The sequence below is a fragment of the Alkalispirillum mobile genome, assembly GCF_003664325.1.
Lineage (GTDB): Bacteria > Pseudomonadota > Gammaproteobacteria > Nitrococcales > Halorhodospiraceae > Alkalilimnicola > Alkalilimnicola mobilis.
In genome coordinates this window covers 78,624-86,001 of the sequence record NZ_RCDA01000006.1, presented here as the reverse complement: position 1 = coordinate 86,001, position 7,378 = coordinate 78,624, and the positions used below count along the sequence as shown (strand labels likewise).

Here is a 7,378-nt window from a genome sequence, read left to right as displayed (position 1 = left end):
GCGCCACAGCCACCTCACCGTGCACGGCGACCGGCTGGCCGAGGTGCGCGGCGATGCGCACCTCACCGTCCAGGGCGAACGGCGCGAGCGCACCGGGGGCGATCAGCACCTCACGGTGGACGGCACCCTGCACCAAAATCTCGGGACCGCTCAACTGATTGAGGCCGGCAGGGAGATCCACCAGGTTGCCGGCATGAACCTGGTCCTCGAAGCCGGTGCCGAGATCACCCTCCAGGCCGGGGGCAGCTTCATCAAGATCGACCCGGCCGGCATCACCCTTAGCGGCGCGGGCATCCGCATGAACTCCGGTGGCAGCCCGAGTGCCGGGTCCGGCCAGGCCGCCCAAACACCTGCACTGCCAGAGGAAGCGAAAAAGGATGAACCTGCGGCTTCCCAGGTGCGCACGAAGCTGGACGGACCACGCATTGAATCGGTTCGCCAGGAGGCCGCCCTGCGCCGGGAAAGGGCGCTTACACAGCCCTGCACACCGGCCGACGATGACCAGGGGCAGACATGACCGTAACCACTCTGCCCGTTGGCACACCACCATCACAGGTAGCGATCGATAACGGGACGCATTATTTGCTGCTCGACGGCATCGCACTGGAACCGCTGGAGCGCTGGCTCTACCAGCAGCTCGATACCCCTCGCCATGAGCCGCTGTACCTGCACACGCCGCTGGCGGAGTGTCGAAACCTTTCGCCATGTCTGGTGGCCCTGGAAGCGGACACCCCGCTCTGGAAACCCTTCATGGAACAGGGTGCGGCGGTAGGCTGGGGCTGGCTCATGGCCAGCGAGGCCTCGTTGCCCGAAGTGGCGGAGCACCTCCGCTGGCTGCTATTCGTCGAGCACCCCGGGCAGGGGGAGAAGATTCTGCGAGTGGCCTCACCCCGGGTCATGCAGTGCCTGCTCGAGGCCGAACCCGAGCCATCCCAAAGCCCTCTCCTTGGCGTGATAGAAGCGCTATGGCTGCCCACGACCGAAGACGGCAACGTCACCTGGCGATATGTGGCACGCGCCCCGAATGACAGTCACCCCGGGGCACCGACACCACCACGGAAGCGCTTCAACCTGCAGCCGGCACATCTCGAGTCGCTGAGCCGCATTGCTCGGCAGCAGTTTGCCGGCGAGCTGGCGCAACACCTCGAGACGTATTTTGCCAACGGCCCACTGCTCAGGGAGTGCGGGACGGCGCTCGCCAGCGCCCGGCAAGTGATCAATATCACCCGGCACCTGGGCTTCGAAGGCCGCCGCGCCCACTACTACATGGCCAACATCCTGGGTACCCACGGGCAGGCTGCCCTGGATCAACAGCGCATGCCGGAGCTGGCTCGCCTCTTGAACCAAACCGACAACCGTCCCCCCATGGCACGACTCAAGGCCGCCCTCGCCGAGGCCCAGCGGCTTGCGAGCAGGGAGAACAGTGCATGAGTAGCAACTTGGAAGCCGCCAACCGCGTCGCCGACAGTCAGAACGACAACGACCCGGGTGAGGAACAGGGCCTGTGCCCCATTACGCGAAGCGACCTGCAACTGGTTCCGGTGCGCTACGCCCTGGTCGAGTCATCGGAGGCGGAGCGGGCATCGGACACTCCGGGCTTTGCCCCGCTGCACGACGGCCGTTTCCGGCGTTGCGGCGTTCGTCCGGTCCGTGAGGGCTGGCTCTACCTGGTCCACAGTTCCGCGCCGGACGAGTTGCAGGTCTTCCGGGTCAAACCCGATGGCAGCGGTGATCCGATCATCATCGAACGCAGGGGCAGCATCCAGGTGCTGTTCAGCCCGGTGGAGCTCACCGACGTGCATCAGTCGATGCTGCGGCAGGCGGCCTTTCGCGATCAGGTCATGACGCGGGTGAATGTAGGTGCCTACTGCCCGGGGAACGGCACCGCCCATCTGCTGGACCCCGAAGCGTTGAAGGATGTCCTGGCGGACGATTACGGTGAACCTCGCCCGACGCCGGCCGCCCCGGACCCGGACAGCGGCGAGCCCCTCGACCCGGGCAGCTATCCCTGGTGCGAAACCGAAGGCGAACACGGCGAATGGCGCCTTGCCCGTGCCGCGGAGATCAAGGCGGCGATTCAGGGAGGCTACCAGCAGGACAGTGCCTGCTTGCTGGTCGACGACATCGCCGGGCGCATCAAGGACCTGGCCCAGGCCTGGGCCTGCCTGGCGGAACAGCAGGGCAACTGGCTTGCCGAGCAGGAAACCCCGCTCTTCGCCGCCCGAACCATAGAGGGGCTGATGACGCTGAACTTCGAGCCTCACGTCGGCAATGCGGGGGAGGGCAACATCCCCGACTGGCTGGGGAATGCAGGCGATACCGAGCGGGATGACCTCCAGCGTCTTGCCGAGCTCTTTGCCCAGCATCGCGAAACCCGCGAGGACGCGGTCGCCAGTTCCGGCGGGCACCCGGGGCATATTGCCAGGCATCTGGCACCGATCGAAGACGACATCACGGCGTTGAGCGAACAACTGGCCGAAAGACTGGGCACCACGCCCGGGCAGGTGGAAGACTTCGTCGAGCGCGCTGAGCGGGATCACTTCCGCGAGGTGATCGGCGGCCACTACGCCCTGGCGCCCAAGGGCATCGTCGATGTGATCCGCCAGAGCGAGATGGCGGACTACCTGGCCCATGCCGATCGATTCGAGGCGCAGTGGCAGCACGACTATCAAAGCATCGGCACCGATCTGGCGGCCATTCTGGAGAACTGGCATTCCCAGGCGCTGCTGCTCGACCGAGAGGAAGAGCAGCACATCGTGCTGGCCTGCCTGCTGGAGAAGCAGGCCGTGGAAACGCTGCTGGCCTGCGGCCAGGAGGCCTTCCTGGCGCGTTACTACGCCGGCAACGCCCCGGCAACGGCGCACCTGATGCACTTCGTGCCTACCGAATCGTTCATCGAGACGTTCCTGTCACAAGGAAGTGGCATCCAGAAGGCCCTGTCCCAAGCGGCATCACTGATCGGCGCCGAAGGCGCGTTGGCCCGCTACCAGCAGTGGCGGGATACGGTGGAGCAACAGACCGGGCTTCGCTTTCGCAGCGTGGCGGGCCTTTCCGACGAAGCCCGAACCGCCATCGCCGGCGAAGTCCAGCTCAAGGAGAAGCTGCTGGGGCAGGCCGTCGTCAACACGCTGCTCGACGAGGTCCAGGACATCGATCTCGGGCCACGCATCGCGGCCCTCGCTTCCCGGTTGCCGGAAGGGCAAAGGCTGATGTTCGCCGAACGCCTGGGCCTGCTGGAGCTGGGCTGGGACATCCCCGATCAATCGGCACTCGGCCGCATCCAGCAGGCGCTGGAGGACACCGATACGGCCATGACCCGGCTGACCGCGCTGGAACAGGAACTCGAACAACTCCGGCAAGAACGCCAACAGGAGATGGCGCGCGCCTCAAGGCGGGGCACCCGCCAGGCCCATCGCCGGGCGGCCGACCAGTTCAACGCCCGCAAGATCCGGAAGGCCCAGGCGGACATCAACCGGCACCAACGCCTGCTGGGCGAAGCACTCGACGCGCTCGCCGAACACAGTTTCCCGATCGACCAGGACAACGGCCACGCCCTCAAGGTCGGCGGCCTCAGCATGGCCGCTACCCGTGCGGCCCTGGCGGAACGTGCCGCCGACCGGGAAATCGCCCGCCAGCCAAGAGCCACCCTGCACGCCACCCTGAACACCCTGGTGCGCGACGAGCAGGGTGAAGTCTCCACGGGCCACAGCCTGGGGGTGCTGGTCAATGGCAGCCTGTCCGTGCTGGGCATGATCATGGCGGGCGTAGCCCTGCGCAATACGCTTGATTCCTGGGGCGAAGAGCACCTCATGGAGCACGCCTTCGCGACGGGCTCTCATGCGACAGGGGCGGCCGCAAGCATCATGGCGATACGGGAAATGATCATCGACGCCCGCCACCGCACCCTCTACCAGGGGCGCGGCTTTCAGCAGGTGGCCCTGGCCGAGACCCGCGCCGCCGCCGGCAGCCCCGCGCAACTGGAGCGCTGGGCCAGGGTGGCCAATGGGGCGATGGGTATAGTTGCTGGCCTGGGTGGCCTAGCAGGTGCTTTCGAGGCTTACAGGCAATATCAGCGTATCGGCCGAGCGGATACCGACGCCGAGCGACGGGCCTCACAGGTTGCCTTTACAGGTGCCGTCGGAGTCTTCGGTGGTGGCTTCTTTATCGGCGGAATGAGCGCCCTTGGCCGAATACTGGGCAAGTCCGCCGTTGCCTGGCGACTGCTGCTGCTCAAATTCGCCGGCCCCGCGGGCTGGGTGGTGGCGGTCGGCACCGCGCTGTGGATCATCGGCGAGGCGCTCGCCAATCGCTTCTCGTTGAGCCCCGTGCAGCGCTGGTGCCAGCGCAGCCACTGGGGGCGAGAGGACGCAGGCTGGGATCGCGAGGCCCACGAGCGGGAACTGGCCCGACTGGGCGATACCGATCTCAGGGTGGAGCGCCAGGGGCAGGCCGAGCCCCATGGCGGCCCGGGACCCGGCCCGGCAGCAACTGACCTCGCCATCCGCATTGGGCTGCCCGGGCTTGACGCCCCCAGTGCCGAAAACCTTGCAGTGGGCCTCTGGGGCGTCACCCCGCACCTCAAGGGAATGACCCGGGACTTACTCGAACATGCCGAGCTCGAAACCCGGGGCTCTAGCTATGCCCTGCACTACCATTTCGATCCCGAGGCATTGGCCGACTGCCACGAGTTCCGCCTGGTCATCCGCACCAAAGGCCCCGAGGAGCGCACCACCCGGGTATTCCGGCTGCATCGGCGCGGCACGTCGCTCTCCGACGCCTGGAAGGAGCTCTCCGCCCTCGGCGATCGCCGTCGCACCCGCCACCAGGTGGGCAACTGGCCGGACATGCCCCTGACGCCCTGGCCATAAGGACAAGGGAAAACCCCGCATGCCCAAACCGACCACAGACCAACCGTTGCCCCCCATGCGCGCCGGCGAGCGGGAAAGCCGCGCCGGCGGTGAGCAGTACTGCCTCAGCCCGCTACCAGTCCCCACCGACAGCGAACACGGAGTGGACGTGGCCCACATCGACATGTGCCACGACGGGGCCACAATGGACCTGCGCCAGGGTGCTAGCCCTGAGAGTCTTCTGATTACGGGGCATGTTGCCAGTGGGCTCATGACATTTTTGGCCGGACTGGCGCTCGTATTCCTGCTGAGTGCCGTATACAAGGGGTCACTGCCCCTGGAGCTGGTAGTAGGCGGAGTGGGCGTTACTTACGGAATCTCGCTGTTTCCTTTTTTCACCGGCATTCTCTTTCCCGATGTTGTACTGAAGCGTATCCCGCCCATTCGCCTGCACCGACAACGCCGGGAGGTGGCCTTCGTGGTGGATGCCCCCGGAAGGCGCTTCTGGCTGCCCGACCCAACCAACATGTGGTTGATGGCAATTTCCGGTGCCATCGCTGCATCAACAGGGCTCATCTTCATAGCGGAATCGCCTGAATGGATGACGAATCCGGATACGGCCTTCCCACTCAAGGTACTGCTCATCCACATCGCCTCTTTGGCCTTTCTTCCCCTCTACCCCCACTTTTATGACTTCTGCCGCAAGCTCGTCGGCCAGCAGCGCCAGACGGTGCTCGTGCCCTGGGAGGACGTGATCGCGGTCTGCGGGTTCAACCCCAGCCTCAGCGCCGGCGGAGTGACGGGCTTCGGCTGGAACTTCGCCCTGATGCCGCCCGACCCCGAACGACCCGGCTACACCCTGCCCGGGGCCGGCATCATCGTCGGGGTCGGCGGCCTGCCCGGCGCACTGGCCCAGTGGGAGTACATCCGCCGCTTCATGGAGGAGGGGCCCGAGGCGATCACGCCCTCGGCCCGGGAGTGGGGCGTGGAATGGTACGACGCCCAGGTGGCCCGGGAGCGGGAACGCTACGAGCGCACCCACGACAAGCGCCGCTGGCAGCGCTTCCGCCGCGAGCAGTGGTGGAACCATGCCCGCTTCGCCCACTGGTACACCGAGTACCGCATGAAGCATGTGCTGCCCCGGGCCGTACCCAGGGACTGGCTCGCCGAGTGGTCCCGTCCGCTGCCCAAGGCCCAGTGGGCCCGGCCCTCCCGACCCCTGACCGAGCTCAGCGAACACCTGCGCGCCGCCTACCAGCGCGGCGAGCCGTTCGTCGAACTGGGCAATGTCGAAGACCGCTTCGGCATCAAGGTCGAGCCGCCACCGCGCAAGGCCTACCCCACACTGCCATTCGCCGCCAACGCGCCCTGACCGGAACAACCATGCACAGGCTCAACACTACCGCCTCAAACTCTACCGCCCGTTCGGCCGGGTCATCCGCACGAAATGCCCCGAGGGGGGCACCAGCCGGGGCTCTAGCTATGCCGTGCACTACCATTTCGATCCGGAAGCATTGGCGGACTCCCGCGAGTTCCGCCTGGTCCTCCGGACGAAAGGCCCCGAGGAGCGCACCACCCGGGTATTCCGGCTGCATCGGCGCGGCACGTCGCTCTCCGACGCGTGGAAGGAGCTCGCCGCCCTCGGCGATCGCCGCCTCACCCGCCATCAGGTGGGCAACTGGCCGGACATGCCCCTGACGCCCTGGCCATAAGAACAAGGGAAAACCCCGCATGCCCAAACCGACCACAGACCAACCGTTGCCCCCCATGCGCGCCGGCGAGCGGGAAAGCCGCGCCGGCGGTGAGCAGTACTGCCTCAGCCCCCTGCCGGTCCCCACCGACAGCGAACACGGGGTGGACGTGGCCCATATCGACGTGCGCCACGACGAGGCCACGATGGACCTGCGCCAGGGCGCCAGCCTTGATAGCCTCCTGATTACGGGGCATGTCTTTAGTGTTGGGCTGACCGCAATGACGGCCTTCGGGATAATTATTCTGCTCATGGCCGTCATCAAGGGATGGCTGCCATTTGAAGCCGTTACGTTTTGGCTGGGAGCGGTTTATGCGGCTTTATTATTTCCTCTCTTCGCGGGCATTCTCTATCCCGATGTCGTACTGAAGCGCATCCCGCCCATTCGCCTGCACCGACAACGCCGCGAGGTGGCCTTCGTGGTGGATGCCCCGGGAAGGCGCTTCTGGCTGCCCGATCCGACCAACATGTGGTTGATGGCAATTTCCGGTGCCATTGCCATGCCGACCGGCATGATGGTTTTTGGGGACGTGTTCGAATGGATGACGAATCCGGAAACGGCCTTCCCACTCAAGGTAGTGCTCATCCACATCGCCTCTTTGGCCTTTCTTCCCCTCTACCCCCACTTTTATGACTTCTGCCGCAAGCTGGTCGGCCAGCAGCGCCAGACGGTGCTCGTACCCTGGGAGGACGTGATCGCGGTCTGCGGGTTCAACCCCAGCCTCAGCGCCGGCGGGGTGACGGGCTTTGGCTGGAACTTCGCCCTGATGCCGCCCGACCC

General features: G+C 66.0%; 4 protein-coding genes and 2 pseudogenes. All 6 read left to right on the top strand.

Annotation, left to right across the window (positions count from 1 at the left end; genetic code table 11):
• Nucleotides 1-517, top strand: a pseudogene (locus DFR31_RS13290) (DUF2345 domain-containing protein); the annotation flags it as partial.
• Complete coding sequence (locus DFR31_RS13285) at nt 514-1,431, top strand: DUF4123 domain-containing protein (RefSeq protein ID WP_121443177.1); 918 nt, start codon at nt 514-516, stop codon at nt 1,429-1,431. The pseudogene DFR31_RS13290 and the gene DFR31_RS13285, both read left to right, overlap by 4 nt.
• Nucleotides 1,428-4,868 carry a toxin VasX gene (locus tag DFR31_RS13280; RefSeq protein WP_211328315.1) on the top strand — a complete coding sequence of 1,147 codons (3,441 nt, stop codon included), beginning with the start codon at nt 1,428-1,430 and terminating at the stop codon, nt 4,866-4,868. The genes DFR31_RS13285 and DFR31_RS13280 overlap by 4 nt, the downstream gene beginning before the upstream one ends.
• 19 nt (nt 4,869-4,887) lie before the next feature.
• Nucleotides 4,888-6,219: a hypothetical protein gene (locus tag DFR31_RS13275; protein WP_121443176.1), complete on the top strand. Its 1,332-nt coding sequence runs from the start codon at nt 4,888-4,890 to the stop codon at nt 6,217-6,219.
• A 115-nt stretch (nt 6,220-6,334) separates the two neighbouring features.
• Nucleotides 6,335-6,559 (top strand): hypothetical protein, encoded by a 225-nt coding sequence (locus tag DFR31_RS13270; RefSeq protein ID WP_245971202.1) that lies wholly within the window; start codon nt 6,335-6,337, stop codon nt 6,557-6,559.
• 19 nt (nt 6,560-6,578) lie between these two features.
• A pseudogene (locus DFR31_RS13265) lies at nt 6,579-7,378 on the top strand (hypothetical protein); the annotation flags it as partial.

Bases quoted from the DNA above. Each gene is read 5' to 3' on its own strand.
- DFR31_RS13280 (WP_211328315.1), top strand. From the start codon at position 1,428: ATGAGTAGCAACTTGGAAGCCGCCAACCGCGTCGCCGACAGTCAGAAC.
- DFR31_RS13285 (WP_121443177.1), top strand. From the start codon at position 514: ATGACCGTAACCACTCTGCCCGTTGGCACACCACCATCACAGGTAGCG.
- DFR31_RS13275 (WP_121443176.1), top strand. From the start codon at position 4,888: ATGCCCAAACCGACCACAGACCAACCGTTGCCCCCCATGCGCGCCGGC.